The organism is Rhizobium sp. LCM 4573, assembly GCF_001854865.1.
In the GTDB taxonomy this organism is placed as follows: domain Bacteria; phylum Pseudomonadota; class Alphaproteobacteria; order Rhizobiales; family Rhizobiaceae; genus Neorhizobium.
This window is the reverse complement of record NZ_MDDW01000028.1, coordinates 277,421-296,957: the sequence shown is the minus strand read 5'-3', so window position 1 is coordinate 296,957 and position 19,537 is coordinate 277,421. Positions and strand designations below refer to the sequence as shown.

The 19,537-nt window shown below is 60.4% G+C and carries 16 protein-coding genes and 3 tRNA genes; 4 read left to right on the top strand and 15 right to left on the bottom strand.

What is annotated here, in order from left to right; all coding sequences use genetic code 11:
* Positions 1–81: 81 nt before the first annotated feature.
* The 10 genes from rpoC to tuf all read right to left on the bottom strand — a co-directional run bounded on the left by rpoC (position 82) and on the right by tuf (position 13,906).
* Positions 82–4,290 carry a DNA-directed RNA polymerase subunit beta' gene (gene rpoC / locus LCM4573_RS23360; protein WP_071008850.1) on the bottom strand — a complete coding sequence of 1,403 codons (4,209 nt, stop codon included), beginning with the start codon at positions 4,288–4,290 and terminating at the stop codon, positions 82–84.
* Positions 4,291–4,477: 187 nt separating this feature from the next.
* Entirely contained in the window at positions 4,478–8,614 is a 4,137-nt protein-coding gene (gene rpoB / locus LCM4573_RS23355; RefSeq protein WP_071008848.1) for a DNA-directed RNA polymerase subunit beta, read from the bottom strand.
* 250 nt (positions 8,615–8,864) lie between these two features.
* Positions 8,865–9,248: a 50S ribosomal protein L7/L12 gene (gene rplL, locus LCM4573_RS23350; protein ID WP_046792701.1), complete on the bottom strand. Its 384-nt coding sequence runs from the start codon at positions 9,246–9,248 to the stop codon at positions 8,865–8,867.
* 58 nt (positions 9,249–9,306) lie between these two features.
* On the bottom strand, positions 9,307–9,825 hold the full coding sequence (rplJ, locus tag LCM4573_RS23345) for a 50S ribosomal protein L10 (protein WP_071008846.1): 519 nt from the start codon (positions 9,823–9,825) through the stop codon (positions 9,307–9,309).
* Between the two features lie 342 nt (positions 9,826–10,167).
* The gene (rplA, locus tag LCM4573_RS23335; protein WP_071008842.1) at positions 10,168–10,863 is read right to left on the bottom strand and encodes a 50S ribosomal protein L1; all 696 of its coding nucleotides are present in this window, start codon (positions 10,861–10,863) and stop codon (positions 10,168–10,170) included.
* Between the two features lie 2 nt (positions 10,864–10,865).
* Complete coding sequence (gene rplK / locus LCM4573_RS23330; protein WP_046792704.1) at positions 10,866–11,297, bottom strand: 50S ribosomal protein L11; 432 nt, start codon at positions 11,295–11,297, stop codon at positions 10,866–10,868.
* Between the two features lie 178 nt (positions 11,298–11,475).
* Positions 11,476–12,006 carry a transcription termination/antitermination protein NusG gene (gene nusG / locus LCM4573_RS23325; RefSeq protein ID WP_071008840.1) on the bottom strand — a complete coding sequence of 177 codons (531 nt, stop codon included), beginning with the start codon at positions 12,004–12,006 and terminating at the stop codon, positions 11,476–11,478.
* Between the two features lie 16 nt (positions 12,007–12,022).
* Complete coding sequence (gene secE / locus LCM4573_RS23320; RefSeq protein WP_071008838.1) at positions 12,023–12,223, bottom strand: preprotein translocase subunit SecE; 201 nt, start codon at positions 12,221–12,223, stop codon at positions 12,023–12,025.
* 196 nt (positions 12,224–12,419) lie between these two features.
* A tRNA-Trp gene (locus LCM4573_RS23315) sits at positions 12,420–12,495 on the bottom strand.
* A 235-nt stretch (positions 12,496–12,730) separates the two neighbouring features.
* On the bottom strand, positions 12,731–13,906 hold the full coding sequence (gene tuf / locus LCM4573_RS23310; RefSeq protein WP_071008836.1) for an elongation factor Tu: 1,176 nt from the start codon (positions 13,904–13,906) through the stop codon (positions 12,731–12,733).
* A 619-nt stretch (positions 13,907–14,525) separates the two neighbouring features.
* On the opposite strand from tuf, the gene LCM4573_RS28975 reads away from it, so the two are divergent.
* Positions 14,526–14,912, top strand: a complete 387-nt coding sequence (locus tag LCM4573_RS28975) for a DUF4189 domain-containing protein (RefSeq protein ID WP_071008834.1) — start codon at positions 14,526–14,528, stop codon at positions 14,910–14,912.
* A 49-nt stretch (positions 14,913–14,961) separates the two neighbouring features.
* Here the strand turns inward: LCM4573_RS28975 and LCM4573_RS23300 are convergent, their stop codons facing one another.
* The 4 genes from LCM4573_RS23300 to LCM4573_RS23285 form a co-directional block, all read right to left on the bottom strand.
* The gene (locus tag LCM4573_RS23300) at positions 14,962–15,204 is read right to left on the bottom strand and encodes a PepSY domain-containing protein (RefSeq protein WP_071008833.1); all 243 of its coding nucleotides are present in this window, start codon (positions 15,202–15,204) and stop codon (positions 14,962–14,964) included.
* Positions 15,205–15,310: 106 nt separating this feature from the next.
* Positions 15,311–15,796 carry a heme-binding protein gene (locus tag LCM4573_RS23295; protein WP_071008830.1) on the bottom strand — a complete coding sequence of 162 codons (486 nt, stop codon included), beginning with the start codon at positions 15,794–15,796 and terminating at the stop codon, positions 15,311–15,313.
* Between the two features lie 215 nt (positions 15,797–16,011).
* A tRNA-Gly gene (locus LCM4573_RS23290) sits at positions 16,012–16,085 on the bottom strand.
* 25 nt (positions 16,086–16,110) lie between these two features.
* Positions 16,111–16,195: transfer RNA gene (locus tag LCM4573_RS23285), tRNA-Tyr, on the bottom strand.
* 203 nt (positions 16,196–16,398) lie between these two features.
* Here LCM4573_RS23285 and rlmB point away from each other — a divergent pair.
* From rlmB to cysQ, 3 genes are all read left to right on the top strand, one after another.
* Complete coding sequence (gene rlmB, locus LCM4573_RS23280) at positions 16,399–17,295, top strand: 23S rRNA (guanosine(2251)-2'-O)-methyltransferase RlmB (RefSeq protein WP_071008829.1); 897 nt, start codon at positions 16,399–16,401, stop codon at positions 17,293–17,295.
* Between the two features lie 79 nt (positions 17,296–17,374).
* On the top strand, positions 17,375–17,887 hold the full coding sequence (locus LCM4573_RS23275; RefSeq protein WP_071008827.1) for a DUF982 domain-containing protein: 513 nt from the start codon (positions 17,375–17,377) through the stop codon (positions 17,885–17,887).
* Between the two features lie 98 nt (positions 17,888–17,985).
* Positions 17,986–18,765 (top strand): 3'(2'),5'-bisphosphate nucleotidase CysQ, encoded by a 780-nt coding sequence (cysQ, locus tag LCM4573_RS23270; RefSeq protein ID WP_071009215.1) that lies wholly within the window; start codon positions 17,986–17,988, stop codon positions 18,763–18,765.
* A gap of 14 nt (positions 18,766–18,779) precedes the next feature.
* Here cysQ and LCM4573_RS23265 read toward each other — a convergent pair whose 3' ends face one another.
* Positions 18,780–19,154 (bottom strand): VOC family protein, encoded by a 375-nt coding sequence (locus LCM4573_RS23265; protein WP_244505400.1) that lies wholly within the window; start codon positions 19,152–19,154, stop codon positions 18,780–18,782.
* Positions 19,155–19,537: the final 383 nt, after the last annotated feature.

The window sequence follows — 19,537 nt, the reverse complement described above, 5'->3', positions numbered from 1 at the left end:
CAAAAGCCCGGATCGAAACGATCCGGGCTTTTTTGTTGGCCGATCCAGCGATTGCAGGGGGTGCTTCCCCCTGCCCTCACCTTATTCTGCCGGCGTATTCTCGCCGGCCATGTCCTGCAGCATCGGCGTTGCGGCCGAGGCGCCGGTGCCCTTCTTGCGCTCCTCGAGGATGAGGTCGTCGCGCGAAGTGGCGATGCGGCGGATCTGGGTCATGGTGCCGCCCGTACCGGCCGGGATGAGACGACCGACGATGACGTTTTCCTTGAGCCCCTGCAGCGTGTCCATCTTGCCGGCGATCGCAGCTTCCGTGAGAACCTTGGTGGTCTCCTGGAAGGAAGCGGCCGAAATGAAGGACGGCGTCTGCAGCGATGCCTTGGTGATGCCGAGAAGAACCGGATCCCCGAATGCAGGCTTCTTGCCTTCCTCGATCAGGCGCTCGTTGGCGTCGTCCAGCTCGATCCGGTCGACATTGTCACCAACGATGTACTGGCTGTCGCCGGCATCGGTGATCTCGACCTTCTGCAGCATCTGACGAACGATGACCTCGATGTGCTTGTCGTTGATGACAACGCCCTGCAGTCGATAGACTTCCTGGATCTCGTTGACGAGGTAGGAAGCCAGAGCCTCCACGCCCTTGATTGCCAGGATGTCATGCGGCGCCGGGTTGCCGTCGAGGATGTAGTCGCCCTTCTCGATGTAGTCGCCGTCTTGAAGATGGAAGGGCTTGCCCTTCGGAATCAGGTACTCGACCGGTTCAACACCGTCTTCCGCCGGCTCGATCATGACGCGACGCTTGTTCTTGTAGTCGCGGCCCAGGCGGATCGTGCCATCGATCTCCGCGATGATGGCGTGATCCTTCGGACGACGAGCTTCGAACAGTTCGGCGACGCGCGGCAGACCACCGGTGATGTCCTTGGTCTTGGCGCTTTCCATCGGCACGCGGGCGAGAACGTCACCCTGAGATACCTTCTGGCCAGGCTCGACCGAGAGGATGGCGTCGACAGACAGCATGAAGCGGGCATCACCGCCACGGGTGAGCTTCGTGATGTTGCCAGAGGCATCCTTGATGACGATTGCCGGCTTGAGGTCGGAACCGCGCGGCGTCGAACGCCAGTCGATGACCTGACGCTTGGTGATGCCGGTGGATTCGTCCGTCGATTCCGAAACCGAGATGGAGTCCACCACGTCCTCGAACTGAACGGTACCCGCGACTTCCGTCATCATCGGGCGGGTGTAGGGATCCCACTCGGCGAGACGTTGACCGCGCTTGACCTTGTCGCCATCGTCCACGAACAGCTTCGAACCGTAGGCGACACGCTGCGAGGAGCGTTCGACACCGCGTTCGTCGAGAATGGTGATCGCCATGTTGCGGCCCATCGCGACGAGGTTGCCCTCCGAGTTGCGCAGCATGTTGCGGTTCTTGATCTGCACCGTGCCCTCATACGAGGCTTCCAGGAAGGACTGGTCGACCACGGTCGCAGTGCCGCCCAGGTGGAAGGTACGCATGGTGAGCTGGGTGCCCGGCTCGCCGATCGACTGGGCCGCGATGACACCGACGGCTTCGCCCATGTTGACGGGCGTACCGCGTGCCAGATCTCGACCGTAGCAGACCGAGCAGACGCCCGTCTGGACTTCACAGGTCAGTGCCGAACGAATGCGGACGGACTGAATGCCGGCCTTCTCGATTTCGGCAACATGCGGCTCGAGGATCATCTGGCCGGCCTTGACGAGGTTCTCGCCGGTGACCGGGTTGTCGATGTCGTCGAGAGCCGTACGACCCAGAATGCGGGCGCCGAGCGAAGCCACGACCTGGCCGGCGTCAACGATGGCGGTCATCGTGAGACCGTTCTCGGTGCCGCAGTCGACCATGTTGACGATGCAGTCCTGCGCGACGTCGACGAGACGGCGGGTCAGGTAACCGGAGTTAGCCGTCTTCAAGGCGGTGTCCGCCAGGCCCTTACGGGCGCCGTGCGTCGAGTTGAAGTACTCGTTCACGGTCAGGCCTTCCTTGAAGTTCGAGATGATCGGCGTTTCGATGATCTCGCCCGACGGCTTGGCCATGAGGCCGCGCATGCCGCCCAGCTGGCGCATCTGGTTCGGAGAACCGCGGGCGCCCGAGTGGGACATCATGTAGATCGCGTTCATCGGCTTCTGGCGACCGGTCTCGGCGTCGAACTCGACGGCCTTGATGCGGGCCATCATGTCTTCGGCGACCTTCTCGGTGGCCTTGCCCCAGGCGTCGACGACCTTGTTGTACTTCTCGCCCTGAGTGATCAGGCCGTCGTTGTACTGCTGCTCGTATTCCTTCACCAGGGCTTCGGTATCGCCGACGATCTTCTCCTTGGTGTCCGGAATGATCATGTCGTCCTTGCCGAACGAAATGCCGGCGCGGCAGGCATGGGTAAAGCCGAGCTGCATGATACGGTCGCAGAAGATCACCGTGTCCTTCTGGCCGCAATGACGGTAGACCGCGTCGATCATCCTGGAGATGTTCTTCTTGGTCATCTCCTGGTTGCAGATGTCGAAGGGCACGTTCGGGTTCTTCGGCAGAAGCTCACCGATGATCATGCGGCCGGGCGTGGTTTCATAGATCTTCGAAACCGGCTTTCCGTCCGCGTCGACGGTCTTGTAGCGGCCCTTGATCTTGGCGTGCAGCGTCACGACCTTGTTTTCCAGAGCGTGGTGCAGTTCGCCCATGTCGGAGAAGGCCATGCCCTCACCCGGCTCGTTCTGGTTCATGATCGAGAGATAGTAGAGGCCGAGAACCATGTCCTGCGACGGCACGATGATCGGGGCACCGTTTGCCGGATGCAGGATGTTGTTCGTCGACATCATCAGCACGCGGGCTTCGAGCTGGGCTTCGAGCGACAGCGGCACGTGAACGGCCATCTGGTCACCGTCGAAGTCGGCGTTGAAGGCCRTGCAGACGAGCGGGTGCAGCTGGATCGCCTTGCCTTCGACCAGGATCGGTTCGAAGGCCTGGATACCCAGGCGGTGCAGCGTCGGCGCGCGGTTCAGGAGAACCGGATGCTCGCGGATGACCTCGTCCAGGATATCCCAGACCTCCGGCTTTTCCTTCTCGACCAGCTTCTTGGCCTGCTTCACGGTGGAGGAGTAACCCTTGGCGTCAAGGCGGGCATAGATGAACGGCTTGAAGAGCTCGAGCGCCATCTTCTTCGGAAGGCCGCACTGGTGCAGCTTCAGTTCCGGACCGGTCACGATAACCGAACGGCCGGAATAGTCGACGCGCTTGCCGAGCAGGTTCTGGCGGAACCGGCCCTGCTTGCCCTTCAGCATGTCGGAAAGCGACTTCAGCGGACGCTTGTTGGCACCCGTAATGACGCGGCCGCGGCGGCCGTTGTCGAACAGCGCATCGACAGATTCCTGCAGCATGCGCTTTTCGTTACGGATGATGATGCCCGGCGCGCGCAGTTCGATGAGGCGCTTCAGACGGTTGTTACGGTTGATGACGCGACGATAGAGATCGTTGAGGTCGGACGTCGCGAAACGGCCGCCATCCAGCGGGACCAGCGGGCGCAGGTCCGGCGGAATTACCGGGATGACCTTCATGATCATCCATTCCGGGCGGTTGCCGGACTCGATGAAGTTCTCGACGATCTTCAGCCGCTTCATCAGCTTCTTCTGCTTGAGATCCGACGTGGTGTCGGCAAGCTCGGAGCGCAGGTCACCGGCGATCTTCTCGAGATTCATCGAAGCGAGCATCTCGTAGATGGCCTCGGCGCCGATCATCGCGGTGAACTGATCTTCGCCGAACTCGTCGACGGCGATCATGTACTCTTCTTCGGAAAGAAGCTGGTTTTCCTTGAGCGAGGTCAGGCCCGGCTCGGTGACGATGTAGTTCTCGAAATAGAGAACGCGCTCGACATCCTTGAGCGTCATGTCGAGAAGCGTCGCGATACGGGACGGAAGCGACTTCAGGAACCAGATATGGGCGACGGGAGCGGCGAGCTCGATATGACCCATGCGCTCACGGCGAACGCGCGACAGAGTGACTTCCACGCCGCACTTTTCGCAGATGATGCCCTTGTACTTCATGCGCTTGTACTTGCCGCACAGGCACTCGTAGTCCTTGATCGGTCCGAAGATGCGCGCGCAGAAGAGGCCGTCGCGTTCCGGCTTGAACGTGCGGTAGTTGATGGTCTCCGGCTTTTTGATTTCGCCGTAGGACCAGGAGAGAATCTTCTCGGGCGACGCGATCGAGATACGGATCGAATCGAAATGCTGCGCAGGCACCTGCGGATTGAAAAGATTCATGACCTCTTGGTTCATGCCTATCTCCTTTAGGGGCGGATACGCCCTCGGCTTGCGATCGGTACCGTCCGGATTTCCCGGGACGGACGGTCCGACGCCTTAAATACGGTCATAGCCGCGAAATGCGGCGAAAGTTCCCAGCCTGCCGGCGAAAACCGGAGGCGGGAGCGGCGCGCGCCAGCTCGGCGCGCGCCTCTTCTTGATTTTACTCGGCGGCGTCGGGCAACTGCCCCGCCTCGACCGGCTCGATCTTGGAGTTCTCCAGCTCGACCGACAGACCCAGAGACCGCATTTCCTTGACGAGAACGTTGAAGCTCTCCGGAATGCCCGCCTCGAACGTGTCGTCGCCGCGCACGATCGCTTCGTAGACCTTGGTACGGCCGGCCACGTCGTCCGACTTCACGGTCAGCATTTCCTGCAGCGTGTAGGCGGCGCCGTAGGCTTCGAGCGCCCAGACTTCCATTTCGCCGAAGCGCTGGCCGCCGAACTGCGCCTTACCACCGAGCGGCTGCTGGGTGACGAGCGAGTACGGACCGATCGAACGGGCATGGATCTTGTCGTCCACGAGGTGGTTCAGCTTGATCATGTACATGTAGCCGACGGTCACCTTGCGGTCGAAGGGCTCCCCCGTGCGGCCATCATACAGGACCGACTGACCGGACTCATGCAGGCCAGCCTTTTTCAGCATGGACGCAACGTCGGGTTCATGCGCACCGTCGAAGACCGGCGTCGCGATGGATACGCCGCGCTTGGACTGCTCGGCGAGACGAACAAGCGACTCGTCGTCGAAGCTTGCAACTTCGTCGTTCGCCACGCTGGCATAAACGTCCTTGAGCTCACGCTTCAGGTCGGTGATGTCGTTCGACTTCCTGTAGTCTTCGAGCAACTGGCCGATCTTCCTGCCCATGCCGGCGCAGGCCCAGGCAAGATGCGTCTCGAGGATCTGACCGACGTTCATGCGCGAAGGCACGCCCAGCGGGTTCAGAACGATATCGACATGCGTACCGTCTTCGAGGAACGGCATGTCCTCGATCGGCACGATGCGCGATACGACACCCTTGTTGCCGTGACGGCCGGCCATCTTGTCGCCCGGCTGGATCTTGCGCTTTACGGCAACGAAGACCTTGACCATCTTCATGACGCCTGGAGGCATCTCGTCGCCGCGCTGGACCTTCTCGACCTTATCCATGAAGCGCTGTTCAAGGCGCGACTTGGATTCGTCGTACTGGGCGCGCAGAGCTTCGATCTCGCCCTGCACCTTCTCGTCTTCGACGGCGAACATCCACCACTGCGACCGCGGATATTCCGAGATCACGGCATTCGAAAGCTCGGCACCCTTCTTGAAGCCCTTCGGACCGGCAACCGATACGTGGCCGCGCAGCATGTCGATCAGACGGCCGTAGACGTTGCGGTCGAGGATCGCCTGTTCGTCGTCGCGGTCCTTAGCGAGGCGCTCGATTTCCTCACGCTCGATCGCCATGGCGCGCTCGTCCTTCTCCACACCATGACGGTTGAAGACGCGGACTTCTACGACGGTACCGAAGGTGCCCGGCGGCATGCGCATGGAAGTATCGCGCACGTCAGAAGCCTTCTCGCCGAAGATGGCGCGCAGAAGCTTTTCTTCCGGCGTCATCGGGCTTTCGCCCTTCGGCGTGATCTTGCCCACGAGGATATCGCCCGGCTGGACTTCGGCGCCAATGTAGACGATGCCCGCTTCGTCGAGATTCTTCAGCGCTTCTTCCGAAACGTTCGGAATGTCGCGCGTGATTTCTTCCGGACCAAGCTTGGTATCACGCGCCATCACCTCGAATTCCTCAATGTGAATGGAGGTGAACACGTCGTCCGACACGATGCGCTCGGAGAGCAGGATCGAGTCTTCGTAGTTGTAGCCGTTCCAGGGCATGAACGCGACAAGCGCGTTGCGGCCGAGCGCCAGATCGCCCAGATCCGTCGACGGACCGTCGGCGATGATATCACCCTTGGAGATCACGTCGCCTACGGTCACCAGCGGACGCTGGTTGACGCAGGTGTTCTGGTTCGAACGCTGGAACTTCTGCAGCCGGTAGATATCGACACCCGACTTCGACGGATCGAGATCTTCCGTCGCGCGGATAACGATACGGGTCGCATCGACCTGGTCGACGATACCCGCCCGGCGTGCGCCGATGGCCGCACCGGAATCGCGGGCGACGACCGGCTCCATGCCGGTGCCGACGAACGGAGCTTCGGCGCGCACCAGCGGCACGGCCTGACGCTGCATGTTCGAGCCCATGAGAGCGCGGTTGGCGTCGTCGTTTTCCAGGAACGGGATCAGAGCGGCCGCGACGGAGACGAGCTGCTTCGGCGAAACGTCCATCAGGTTGATGGTGTCGCGCGGAGACAGCATGACTTCGCCGGCGTGACGGCAGACCACGAATTCCTCGATGAAGGAACCGTCCTTGTCGAGCGGCGCGTTCGCTTGAGCAACGTAGTACTTCGCCTCTTCCATGGCGGAGAGGTAGAGCACATCGTTGGTGACCTTGCCGTCGACGATCTTGCGGTACGGGCTTTCGATGAAACCGTACTTGTTGACGCGCGCGAAGGTCGCCAGCGAGTTGATGAGGCCGATGTTCGGACCTTCCGGCGTTTCGATCGGGCAAATACGGCCGTAGTGCGTCGGATGAACGTCGCGGACTTCGAAGCCGGCGCGCTCGCGGGTCAGACCACCCGGGCCAAGAGCCGAAAGACGGCGCTTGTGGGTGATTTCCGAAAGCGGGTTCACCTGGTCCATGAACTGCGACAGCTGCGAGGAACCGAAGAATTCACGAACCGCGGCGGCTGCCGGCTTCGCGTTGATCAGGTCCTGCGGCATGACGGTGTCGATCTCGATGGACGACATGCGCTCCTTGATGGCGCGCTCCATGCGCAGCAGACCCAGGCGGTATTGGTTCTCCATCAGCTCGCCGACCGAGCGGACGCGGCGGTTGCCGAGGTTGTCGATGTCGTCGATCTCGCCCTTGCCGTCGCGCAGTTCGACCAGCATCTTGACCACGGCAAGGATGTCTTCCTTGCGCAGCGTGCGGACCGTATCGGCAACCTCGAGGTCGAGGCGCATGTTCATCTTCACGCGGCCAACGGCGGAGAGATCATAACGCTCCGCATCGAAGAACAGCGAGTTGAACATGGCCTCGGCCGATTCCATGGTCGGCGGCTCGCCCGGACGCATGACACGGTAGATGTCGAAAAGCGCGTCCTGGCGGTTCTCGTTCTTGTCCGCAGAAAGCGTGTTGCGGATATAGGCGCCGACATTGATGTGGTCGATGCCGAGAACCGGGATTTCGTCGAAGCCCGCGCTCAGGATGACCGGCAGGGTCTTCTCGTCGATCTCGTCACCGGCTTCGAGATAGATCTCACCGGTTTCCATGTTGACGATGTCTTCGGCAAGGTAGTTCCCGTAGAGATCGTCATCGGTCGCCTTGAGAGCCTTGAGGCCCTTCTCGGTGAGCGTGCGAAGCAGACGCGGGGTCAGTTTCTTGCCGGCCTCGACAACCACTTCGCCAGTATCGGCGTCGATCATGTCGGAGAGGGCCTTGGCGCCCTTCAGCGTCTCGGGGTGGAACGGAATGCGCCAGCCTTCGCCATCACGCTGGTAGGTGGACTTCGAATAGAACGTGGACAGGATGTCCTCACCGTCCATGCCGAGCGCCATCAGCAGCGAGGTCACCGGAATCTTGCGGCGACGGTCGATACGCGCATAGACAATATCCTTGGCGTCGAATTCGATATCGAGCCAGGAGCCGCGATACGGGATCACGCGAGCGGCGAAGAGCAGCTTGCCGGAAGAATGGCTCTTGCCCTTGTCATGGTCGAAGAAGACGCCCGGAGAGCGGTGCATCTGCGACACGATCACGCGTTCGGTACCGTTCACGATGAACGTACCGTTATTCGTCATGAGCGGCATGTCGCCCATGTAGACGGACTGTTCCTTGATGTCCTTGATGGACTTCGCGCCGGTATCCTCGTCGATATCGAACACGATGAGGCGCAGCGTCACCTTGAGCGGCGCCGCGTAGGTCAGGTCGCGCTGACGGCATTCCTCGACGTCGAATTTCGGCGGCTCGAATTCGTAGGAGACGAATTCCAGCATGGAAGCGCCGGAGAAATCAGTGATGGGGAAAACCGACTTGAAAACGGTCTGCAGCCCTTCATCCGGGCGGCCGCCCTTCGGTTCCTCGACCATCAGGAACTGGTCGTAAGAAGCCTTCTGAACCTCGATGAGGTTCGGCATTTCAGCGACTTCGGGGATCTTTCCAAAAAACTTGCGTACGCGCCTGCGACCATTAAACGAAAGGGTCTGAGCCATCGTCGCTCCTTCAAATCTTGCATCCGGGCCTGCAACGGACGGGGTTCGCTGGCCAGTCGATCCCGTCGAACATGAGTATCTCAATCTCGTCCCGCCTCCCGAAGCCGCCGGCCGGATTGCCTGGCGTCCCGGTTCGGGACCATCCTCTTGAGAACCCATTACCCAAAAGCCGTTTTGGACGGCTTTTGGGTAACCGGTTCAGAGGAAATCGATGGGGGAGAGACGCTCCCTCCCCCATCGCATTCCGATATTACTTGACGTCGACCTTTGCGCCGGCGTCTTCAAGCTTCTTCTTGATGTCGGCAGCTTCAGCCTTGGAAACGGCTTCCTTGACAGCCTTCGGAGCGCCTTCGACGAGGTCCTTGGCTTCCTTGAGGCCGAGGCCGGTGATGCCGCGGACTTCCTTGATGACGTTGATCTTGTTGGCGCCAGCGTCCGTGAGAATGACGTCGAATTCGGTCTTCTCTTCTTCAGCAGCGGCAGCAGCACCGCCAGCAGCGCCGCCAGCAGCAGCAACAGCTACCGGAGCAGCGGCGGAAACGCCCCACTTCTCTTCGAGCAGCTTGGAAAGCTCAGCGGCTTCCAGAACGGTCAGCGAGGAGAGGTCTTCTACGATCTTTGCGAGATCAGCCATTTTACTAGTTCCTTTTGTTCGGTTCGAACTGGTTGGTTATGAACAGCGAAAAACCGCCTCAAGCGGCTTCGTCCTTCTTTGCATAGGCCGCAAATACGCGAGCAAGCTGGCTTGCCGGAGCCTGAACGACGCCTGCGATGCGGGTTGCCGGGGTCTGAATCATACCCAGCAGCTTTGCACGCAGTTCGTCCAGCGAAGGCAGGGTCGCAAGCGACTTGACGCCTTCCGCGTTAAGCGTGGTCGTGCCCATGGAGCCCCCGATGACGACGAGCTTGTCGTTCGTCTTGGCGAAATCCACTACGACCTTGGGAGCGGTGACCGGATCATTGCTGTAAGCAATGAGCGTCTGACCCTTGAACAGGTCCGACATTCCTTCCGCTTCCGTGCCCTGAAGAGCGATCTTGGCCAGGCGGTTCTTCGCGACTTTGACGGTGCCGCCAGCAGCGCGCATCTTCGAACGGAAGTCGTTCATCTGCGCAACTGTGACACCAGCATAGTGGGCCACGACAACCGAACCGGAAGCCTTGAAGACTTCGTTCAGCTCCGTGACGAATTCGCGTTTTTCCGCTCTTTCCACTGTCTGTCTCCAGTTGACGGGACCGCAATCCTGCAGGCCCCATCGGTTTGCCTTTGCCTCAAGGGATCCATTGGTAAGATCCCAAGCGGCGCTTGAGGATCCTGTCCCCTCGCACTGTCGCCTCAACGGCTTCAGGCACAAGGCACACAAGGCTCGAACCGAACTCCAAAAGCGCGAATGCGCCTAACGAAAATCGGGTCTTACCCGTCTCATGCAGGCTCAAGTGATTAAGGTCGAAACCACCTGCAATCTCGGACAGGAATTCCGGATTTCTCCGGAAATCCCCGGCCCCGAAAGGCCGGGAATCTTTCATCCGGAGCACGAGGCTCCGGAAACTTCAAATCAGACCGTTACGGTCGACGGATCGATCTTGACGCCCGGACCCATGGTCGAGGAGATAGCCACGCGCTTGACGTAGTTACCCTTGGCGCCAGCCGGCTTTGCCTTGACGACGGCGTCGGCAAAGGCCTTGATGTTCTCTTCGAGAGCCTTGGCTTCGAAGGAAGCCTTGCCGATACCGGCATGGACGATACCAGCCTTCTCGACGCGGAACTCGACGGCGCCGCCCTTGGAAGCCTTGACAGCTCCGGCAACGTCCATGGTGACCGTGCCAACCTTCGGGTTCGGCATCATGCCGCGGGGGCCAAGAACCTTACCGAGACGGCCGACGAGCGGCATCATGTCCGGGGTCGCGATGCAGCGATCGAAATCGATCTTGCCGCCCTGGACGACCTCGACGAGGTCTTCGGCGCCAACGACGTCCGCACCGGCGGCCTTGGCTTCATCGGCCTTGGCGCCACGGGCGAACACGGCGACGCGAACGTCACGGCCAGTGCCGTTCGGCAGGTTGACGACGCCGCGGACCATCTGGTCCGCATGACGCGGGTCAACGCCGAGGTTCATTGCAATTTCGACGGTTTCGTCGAACTTCGCGGTAGCCCGTTCCTTGACCATCGAGATGGCGTCGGAAAGAGCGACCAGCTTGGTCGGATCAACGCCTTCGCGGATCTTCTGAATACGCTTTGCAAGCTTTGCCATGATCAAGCCACCACTTCCAGGCCCATGGAGCGGGCAGAACCCTCGACCATCGCCATTGCGCCCTCGACGTCGGCCGCGTTGAGATCCTTCATCTTGGCTTCAGCGATCGTGCGAACCTGAGCCTTGGTGATCGTGCCGGCCTTGCCGCCCTTGCCAGGCGTCTTCGAACCGGACTGGATCTTCGCTTCCTTCTTCAGCCAGTAGGTCACCGGCGGCTGCTTCATCACGAAGGTGAAGGACTTGTCCTGGTAGTAGGTGATGACGACCGGAATCGGCATACCCTTTTCCATTTCCTGCGTGGCGGCATTGAACGCCTTGCAGAATTCCATGATGTTGATGCCACGCTGACCAAGTGCGGGGCCAATCGGCGGGGACGGGTTTGCCGATCCTGCCTTGACCTGCAGCTTGAGCTGGCCTGCTACCTTCTTAGCCATTTCTCTCTGCCTTTCATTACGGACCGGCTTGCCGGCCCCGATATGCCGGATCGCTCCGGCGGCTGCGGTTGCGTGGTTCGGACATGGAGCCCGGCTTCAGGCGCCACCCCTCCCACGCGATTGCGGCAAACGCCGCGTCCCGCGATCCGTCAGCAACGACCGATCGCGAATTTCGAAATCAGACCTTCTCGACCTGACCGTATTCAAGTTCGACCGGCGTCGCGCGACCGAAGATCGAAACCTCGACCTTGAGGCGGGACCGCTCTTCATCGACATCCTGCACAACGCCATTGAACGACGCGAACGGACCATCGGAAACACGAACCTGCTCGCCGATCTCGAAGGAAACGGAAGACTTCGGCCGCTCCACACCCTCTTGGACCTGGCCAAGGATGCGCTCAGCTTCGAAATCCGGAATCGGAACCGGCTTGTTGTCGGAGCCGAGGAAGCCCGTAACCTTCGGCGTGTTCTTGATCAGGTGATAAGCCTCGTCGGTCAGGTTCGCGCGGACAAGAACATAGCCCGGAAAGAACTTGCGCTCGCTGTCGACCTTGCGGCCGCGACGCACTTCAACAACCTTCTCGGTCGGCACCAGGATCTTTTCGAAGAGATGATCCAGTCCTTTCTGACGAGCCTTCTCCTCGATCGACTCGGCGACCTTCTTCTCAAAATTCGAATATGCGTGGACGATGTACCAACGCGCCGCCATGTTCATCTCCACAAAATCAGTTGCCGACGTTCAGAACGAGCCTGATCAGCCAGCCTATAAGCTGGTCCGCGGCAAAGAAAAACAGCGCGRCAAAAACCACCATCAACAGCACCATGGCCGTTGAGATCATGGTCTCGCGACGAGACGGCCACGTGATTTTCGACGCCTCAGAGCGAACCTGCTGCAGAAACGTGACTGGATTGGTTTTAGATGCCATCGACTGCCCACGCAACTACGGCGCGTAAAGCCGATCTCGCTCAGCCCCACGCACCGCGTGTCTGTTTTGACCCTACATAAACACCCCATTCCCTTTTCACAAGGGGAAAAAGAGTGTCCGATGAAATTTTGCCGATTTCTCGGCAGCCGCTTCCCAACGATCCCGCTGCAGATATCCGCGCCCACCGCTCGGGCAATGGCAGGGGCAGAGGGGCTCGAACCCCCGACCTGCGGTTTTGGAGACCGCCGCTCTACCAACTGAGCTATACCCCTAAGTCGCCCTCGCGATCGGCCAATCAGCGCCAACCGGAGACACGCGGGCTTCATATTCAACTTGATCCGCGATGACAAGCACTATTCCGGAGGAAATTTCAAAAGCCTGTCGTTTTGTCGGGTGCGCCTTTCCACTCCCGAAAAGTCACCGGAAGGTGATGTCGCGCCTTCCCCCAATAAAGCGAAAGGCCCCGCCGTTTCCGGCGGGGCCTTTCTTGCATCTCTATGGAGAAAATCACTCGACGATGCTTGCGACGATGCCTGCGCCGACGGTACGGCCGCCTTCGCGGATCGCGAAGCGCAGCTTCTCTTCCATGGCGATCGGCACGATCAGCTCGACGTCAACCGTGACGTTGTCGCCCGGCATGACCATTTCCGTGCCTTCCGGAAGCGTCACGATGCCCGTAACGTCCGTCGTGCGGAAGTAGAACTGCGGGCGGTAGTTCGTGAAGAACGGCGTATGACGGCCGCCCTCTTCCTTCGTCAGGATGTAGGCTTCCGCCTTGAACTTCTTGTGCGGCTTGACCGAACCCGGCTTGCACAGGATCTGGCCACGCTCGACGCCGTTGCGGTCCACACCGCGAACCAGCGCGCCGATGTTGTCGCCGGCCTGGCCCTGGTCGAGCAGCTTGCGGAACATTTCAACGCCGGTCACCGTCGTCTTCGACGTCGCACGGATGCCGACGATCTCGACTTCCTCGCCAACCTTGATGATGCCGCGCTCGACGCGACCGGTCACGACCGTGCCGCGACCCGAGATCGAGAACACGTCTTCGATCGGCATCAGGAACGGCTGGTCGATCGGACGCTCAGGCGTCGGGATGTAAGAGTCGACAGCGGCCATCAGCTCGCGGATCGCGTCTTCGCCGATCTTCTTGTCCGAATCTTCCAGAGCGGCAAGCGCCGAACCCTTGATGACCGGAATGTCGTCACCCGGGAAGTCGTAGGACGACAGAAGTTCGCGAACTTCAAGCTCCACGAGCTCGAGAAGCTCGGCGTCGTCGACCTGGTCGACCTTGTTCAGGAACACCACGATCGCCGGAACGCCGACCTGACGGGCCAGCAGGATGTGCTCGCGCGTCTGCGGCATCGGGCCGTCCGCAGCCGAGCAGACCAGGATCGCGCCGTCCATCTGCGCAGCGCCCGTGATCATGTTCTTCACGTAGTCGGCGTGGCCGGGGCAGTCGACGTGCGCATAGTGACGGTTCGGCGTCTCGTACTCGACGTGCGCCGTCGAAATCGTGATACCGCGCGCCTTCTCTTCCGGAGCCGCATCGATCTGGTCGTAAGCCTTGAACTCACCGAAATACTTGGTGATGGCAGCCGTCAGGGACGTCTTACCATGGTCAACGTGACCAATCGTGCCAATGTTGACGTGAGGCTTCGTGCGCTCAAACTTGCTCTTTGCCATTGAATGCTTCCTGTGAACATAAAGGTGGACCCGGCGACCGGGTTTGGTGCAGCCGTTTAAGGCTTTCCATAAGAATGCGCAAGACATAATTGCGGCAGGCCGCCGGGACAAGGGGAGACGCGCCGCAAGGGCGCCTTCCCGGCCACGGCCCATGTTTTCCGATTTCCCGGCAATCTACCCGTTCCGCACAAAACAGCGGCTCGCTTCGCAAACGATTCCCCCTAGCCTCTTCCTCCGCTCAGGCATGCGGTCGGCATCGGTTTAACGGCTGGCGGCGGCTGATACAGGGCGGATGTTCCGGATCGGAACAGATATTGTGGATATTCACGATCCATTAACCATAGGCCTTAACAGCGCTGGAACCATTCAAGGGGTGAAGACAGCTTGGCGGCGTCGCGGCCAACCCCAGCCAATCCCGGGCCGCGATCTCGAGGCTCGGCACGGCGGATCACACACGAGGTGTGCCGAGCCTCCTGCAGGCTGTTGAGGCGCCTTCCGGCTTCCCATACGAGCTGCCTGAGCGAACGTTTATGTTTCCGTGGTCGCCACAGCTGTGATCCATCAAAATTGGGAATAGCGTCCGCCTACCTAAAGTGTAGATATCTTGCCGGAGCAACCAATGGGAAATCTGATGCTGAAAACCGTCCCGGCAATCATCCTTTTTCTGTGCGCGAGCGACATCGTTCACTCAAGAGATTACAGCGCAGTCGCGCTCTCTCAAAAAACGGGGGCATTCGGATGGGGTACTGACTATGCTACCCAGCGCGAGGCCGATCGAGTAGCTATGGAAGAGTGCAGAAAGCACAGTTCGCTACCTCGCGACTGCCGCGTCGAAGCGAGGTTTACCCACGGCTGCTTTGCCGCGGCGGGTGGTTCTCGGTACACCTCGATCAAGACTGGCAAGAATGCTGCTTCTGCTCAGCGGGAGGCGATCGCAACGTGTAAAAAGGATAGCCAGGGATGCAGAATAAACCAGGTTACCTGTACTAACGTTCAGCGGCCCTAGACTTTGCTCAGGATTCTTTGGGCCGGTTTTCGCGCCGGCCTAAAGGACTTTATCTGACGGCCTCACCCGTCTTGGGATCGATCCTGATCTCGGCCTTTGCGCCGTTCTTCATGAAATACTCGATCTCGTAATAGCCCCGATCGTTCCAATCCACCTCGTCGACATAGTCCACATCCGGGGTCTGCTCGACCTTCGCGACGATCTCCGACAGCTTCGCGCCTTCCGGTGCAGCCGCATAAGCGTTGAGCGAAGCGGCCATGAGGGACAGGGCAGAGACAAGAAACAGGCGCATTAAAAACTCCTTATTCAATAAACTTCAGATGGATTTCGCCATCTCACCGGACAGACCGCCCGGTGAGATGGCGAATGGCATTATGGCCGCACGGTGGCTTTCGGGCTTACTCGGCGCCGCCGATCGCCTTGATCCCGGCGGCTGCGCAATTGGCGTCGATATCGCCCGAAGGCGCGCCGCCCACGCCGATTCCGCCCACCAGCGCGTCGCCGATCTTGATCGGGAGGCCACCGGCCTGGATGACCATCCGCGAATCCATGTCGCGCAAGCCGGCATTTGCGGGCTGGGAGGATATAAATTCGGAAAGTCCCGCGGTATCGCGGCCCAGTGCGGCGGAGGTGAAGGCCTTTCCTTCGGCGCTGGACGCCGTGTGCGGGCCGGAATTGTCGGCCTTGAGCAGCACCTTGGTGCCGCCATCACGCCCCACGATAGCGACACTGACCCTGTTGTTTTCCGCGGCGCAGGCATCCAGCGCTGCTTGCGCGGCCTTGGTCGCCAATTCGAGCGGAAGATAAGGAGCCGTGGGCAGTTCCTGCGCGACAGTGGCGGCAGGAGCAAAAAGCGATACTGCGAAAATGATTCTACGCATCATATGACCTCTCCATTTCAACGAACACGATAAAGAGTAGGGCGCGGTGCAAGCCGCGCCAGTCATATGGGTCGAAGAAGGTAAAGCGGGTATGAAGCTGCGCCTCTCGGGACCGGGAGGCTCTCTTCCCCGAACGGAGCGTGAATCAACGCCGCTCGCGCTCTCGAGCCCGCCACTTGGCCGAGTGAAATGGACTATAGCCAAATGATTGAAAGGCTTGGAGCGGGTAGCGGGAATCGAACCCGCGTATTCAGCTTGGAAGGCTGCTGCTCTACCATTGAGCTATACCCGCGGGGTGGTCCGATCCGGTGACAGAATGGTGGAGGGAGTTGGATTTGAACCAACGTAGGCTGAGCCAACGGATTTACAGTCCGTCCCCTTTAACCACTCGGGCATCCCTCCAGTTTTCCGTCTGGATCGATTGACCAAGCTCGTCAGACCGGCGGTTCGAAAGGCCGTCCCGCGATCTGCGCCGCGTATATGACCGCACCGTCCCCGTCTGTCAACACGAGGTTTTTGGAAAAATGCGGAAAATAATCATCGGACTGCGGGCAGCCTTCCTGCGCGGGGCTTTGCCGAACGAGCCGACGCCGCTATAAGGCGCCATGAGCAAAGATGACAAATCCGACAGATCCGGCCGCGACAGCCATTACGCGACGCTGCGCCGGGCCGTGCGCGATGCAAAGCGCGAGCGCGGCGAAATTCCCACACCTCAGCAGAAGAAGCGGCAGAAGCCGGGCGCCGACACCTGGAAGCCGCCGCAGCTGCAGCCGAACCAAGTCTATCTATACGGCCTGCACACGGTTCGCGCCGCCCTCGACAATCCCGACCGGCAGATCATCCGCCTTTCCGTCACGCAGAATGCTTTCGCGCGGCTCGATATCGGCGAAGCGCCCGCCCTTCCCTTCCCTGTGGATTTCGTCTCTCCGCAGGATATCGACAAGGTGCTCGGGCCCGAGGCCATCCACCAGGGCGTGATGCTGGAAACAAGGCCCCTGCCCGTCCGGCGGCTGGAGGCTCTGAAGGACAGCCCCCTTCTCCTTGTGCTCGACCAGATCACCGATCCGCACAACGTCGGCGCGATCATGCGCTCGGCCGTCGCCTTCGGCGCCGGCGCGATAGTCACCACCCAGAGACACAGCCCGACCGAATCGGGAGTGCTGGCCAAATCCGCCTCCGGCGCGCTCGAACTCATTCCTTATATCCAGATTACCAACCTGGCGGATGCACTTGGCGAATTGCATGAGCTCGGCTTCCAGACGATCGGGCTCGATTCGGAAGGCCCCGCTGCTCTGGAAAGCACTTTCTCCAGCAACCGTATCGCACTCGTGCTCGGTTCCGAGGGCAAGGGCCTGCGCCAGAAGACCCGCGAGACGGTGCAGGCGCTGGCGCGGCTCGATATGCCGGGGGCGATCAAATCCCTCAACGTCTCGAACGCCGCCGCCGTCGCACTCTACGCGACGCGTCAGCATCTCCTGAGATCCGGCGCCATTCCAGGCTGACAGCCACGGCGCACGTAGCCGCAATCCCGGCGCAAGCTTTGTATGTCCTCATGCACCATCCTTCTACAGGAGCGTGTGCATGGACCGAGGAAGCTGGAGAAGGCCCGTCGTCCTTGAAGCGGGCGGAAGGCAGATCGCAGTGCCCGACACCTTCGTCGCGGCCAAGCTATTGGTCGGCGCATGGCCCGACAAGGGCGGCGAAGCACATGCCCAGGCCGTCAAATCCTGTCGCGACGTGCTCAAGGGCGGAGCCATTGCCGGGCTCGCGCGAGCCGACTTCATAGAGGCTGTCCTCCAGGCCGGCTTTCATGTCAGGCCGGAAACCTTTCTCGGCGAGAACTGGGCGGCATCGGCCGATACTCGCCCCCTATCCGGGCCGCAGCGTTCCGGCACCGATATCTATCCCATCATCAGAAGGCAGGCGTTATGGGAGGGTCCTCCTGCGCCTCCAATCGAGGAAGAACCTCGAATCCGTGAGCTCTTTTCCGAACTCCTGACGATCCTCGGAATGATCGGGCGCAGGCTTTTGGGAAATGCGGGCCGCATCCTCACGAACGTCCATCGCGCCGCTCCGCATGTAGGCTTGCGGTGATGGAGCGCCGGATACGGCGCCTAAAAGACTCGAAACCTTGCGGCAAACATGGCATGCGGATGATAACGAGGACGCCGCGGATGCCGGACAAGGGTTCCATGCTTGATATATTCGAAAAGGCCGCCCTGGCGGCCGGCAAGGTCATTCTCGATATCCATCGCGCCGGTCCGGATTACAGGCTGAAGTCGGATTGCACGCCGGTGACGGAGGCCGATGAACGCGCCGAAGCGATCATTCTCGCAGCACTTGCCGCGCATTGCCCGGATACTCCAGTGGTCGCGGAAGAGTCCGTTGCGGCCGGCCGCGTACCGGAAATCGCGCACCGATCCTTCATCCTTGTCGACCCACTCGACGGAACCAAGGAATTCATCGGTGGGCGAAACGACTTCACGGTCAATATCGCTCTGATCGAACGGGAGAGCCCGGTACTCGGCGTCGTCTACGCGCCGGCTCTGGGCGTTGCCTATTGCGGCGGTCCCGAGGGCGCGTACAAGCTCGAAATCGCCGATGACCTTTCCGGCGTCACGCGGCATCCGATCCATGCACGTCCGGCCGCCTCCCCTCCAGTCGCCGTTGCCAGCCGCACGCATGGYAATGCAGAAACCGACGCTTATCTCAAGCAATCCGGCGCAACCGAAATCTGCTGCATCGGGTCGTCGCTTAAGTTCTGTCTTCTTGCGGAAGGCAAGGCCGATCTCTATCCGCGCTTCAACCGCACCATGGAGTGGGATACGGCCGCCGGCGATGCCGTGCTTCGCGCAGCCGGTGGAATGACGCTGGAACTCGACGGCCGACCGCTTCGCTACGGCAAGACCGGCCAGTCCGAGGATGCCGATTTCGCCAATCCGGATTTCATCGCGCGGGGGATCGTCGAGTAGAGCGAGTCAGGCTGCTATTCGAGCTGGTTGCTGACCTCCACCAGATTGCCATCCGGATCCCGGAAATAAACAGACAGGATTTTTCCCATCGCGCCGGCCCTTTCGCTCGGTCCATCGACAATCTCCACGCCCTCACGCTCGAGATACCGGATGACGGCTTCCATGGGAGTATCGGTCAGCAAACAGAAATTGCCGCTGCCGGGGACCGTCTCACGTGCAATGTCCGGTGACGCGGCGGCATCCTGGAGACTGATCTTGTTTGCGCCGAAATGCAGCGACCATTTCCCGGGCCGCTCTTCTCGCGACTGCATGTTCAGCACGCGCTCATAGAAGCGGCGCGTGGCCGCGACATCGGCAACACAAAGAACGATATGGTCGAGGGCGCGCATCTTCATGCCGGTATCCTACTCCCCTGCACAGCTGGGAGCGGGCGGATGCTCAAGGGACCGGCCCTGAATGTCTCGGCCGCTCTGCCGGATAGCCCTCCCGGCAAGAGCGAGCTCGGGCCGGAAATCTTCTACCAAGTGAACGAAAACTGGGCAGCAGGCTAAAAGGCTACAATCAGCAGTCCCGCCCAGAATAGTGCCGATAGTTCCGCCGCTACCAGGAATCCGAATATCGTGTCGTTCAAATGCCCCTCCTCCAGACAACCTCCATTGCCTGAAGCTAATATAAGCGAGAATCAAAAGTTTCGCTACGCCGGATTTGAAGCGACGCTTTGGGCGTCAGTTGAGTAGTGAATACATCACTGCGCCGACAGAACTCCAGAAGC